Annotated in this window: 2 protein-coding genes; both read left to right on the forward strand. The window is 53.3% G+C overall.

Features of this window, described 5'->3' with window-relative positions:
* Positions 1-240 (forward strand): phage tail assembly chaperone (locus MO867_RS22025; protein ID WP_252473162.1); only part of this gene is annotated, 240 nt, incomplete at its 5' end.
* Positions 230-1,443, forward strand: a 1,214-nt coding sequence (locus MO867_RS22030) for a tape measure protein (protein ID WP_252473166.1), incomplete at its 3' end; no start/stop codon positions are given. The genes MO867_RS22025 and MO867_RS22030, both read left to right, overlap by 11 nt.

The raw sequence follows: 1,443 nt of genomic DNA on the forward strand, positions 1-1,443 counted from the left end.
CAGCTCCAGCAAGTCCAAAAAACAACCGGTATAACTCCCCCGGAGCTTAAGACTAAACAGCCTCCAGAGGGACTGATTTACCTCTTCCACTACTACCGCGAAATTCGCGGAACCGAACCGCTCACCTTCACCGAGATCCAGAACTGGAGCCAGCTTACGCGCCGCAATGTGTCCGCGTGGGAGGTTTCCGTGATCCGCGCTCTCGATATTAATTATTGGTCTTTACAAAATGCCGATTGATCAAATTGCCCGCCTGGGTATCCGTGTAGAAGCCGAGGGGCCTGATGCTGCACGGCGGAAGCTGGATGCTATGGAGCGCTCTGGCGCAAAGGCTGAGCGGACCGTGGAAAGCCTTGGACGCAGCAGTGATGAAACCAGCGGCCGCATCCAAACTATGGCTACGAGTAGCAACTTGCTAGCCGGCGCTCTCACCGCTGTGGGTGCTGCTCTATCCATTCGGGAGATTGTTCAGTACACAGATACTTGGACCAATCTAACTAACCGTTTGCGGCTGGTGACCGACAGCACTCAAGAGCTTGTCGATGTTCAACAGAGCCTGGTTGAAATCGCATTCGATACGCGGGGCTCACTGGATTCTACGGCTGTTTTGTATCAGCGCTTGGCGCAATCGGGAGACCACCTATTCGAAAGCCAGGAAGATATTCTGGCGGTCACCAAGACGATTAGCCAAGCCATGTTGGTGTCTGGTGCATCCGCCCAGGAAAGCGCAGGGGCCTTGCGTCAGTTGGCTCAGGGTCTTGCTTCTGGGGTTCTTCGTGGGGATGAATTTAACTCCGTTATGGAGAATGCTCCACGCTTGCAGAAAGCGTTGGTCGATTATCTTGGCCTGACCAGCGACGCAGCAGGGGCAGCCAATGGCAAGCTCAGGGAGATGGCAGCAGATGGGGAGCTGAGTGCAGAAACTTTGGTGAAGGCATTCCAGGCGGCGGCTAAAGACATCGATAAAGAAGCCTCTTTGATGAACACTGCCATTGGCCAGAGCATTGAGCAGTTTACGAGTAGTGCTATAGCGGCAGTCGGCCAGTTGGATAGCGTTTCGGAAGCTTCGCAATCGGTAGCAGGTTCGATAACTGGGCTTGCTTCGATTCTCAAGGACTTTTCTACTGATGCCGTGGCGGTACGTGATGTTGCGGACGGTATGGAGTTCGCACTCACTGCAGTTGCCGCAATCCTGGCTGGAAAATTCGCTGGGGCTATCAGCAAGCAAATTGTTCAGATGGGTCTGCTAAATGCAGCAACCTATAAAGCTACGGTTCAAACCAATGCATTGGGCCAGGTAGTTAGTCGAACTACTGTGGTGACTCGTGCGGCGACCGTTGCAGCTACAGGATTGAAATCTGCTTTTGCATTCATGGGTGGCCCTGTTGGTGTAATTACAGTTGCAGCATTGTCCTTAGCTACCTGGAGTAGTGGAGCTGAAGC

The organism is Microbulbifer okhotskensis (assembly GCF_023895975.1).
Lineage (GTDB): Bacteria > Pseudomonadota > Gammaproteobacteria > Pseudomonadales > Cellvibrionaceae > Microbulbifer > Microbulbifer okhotskensis.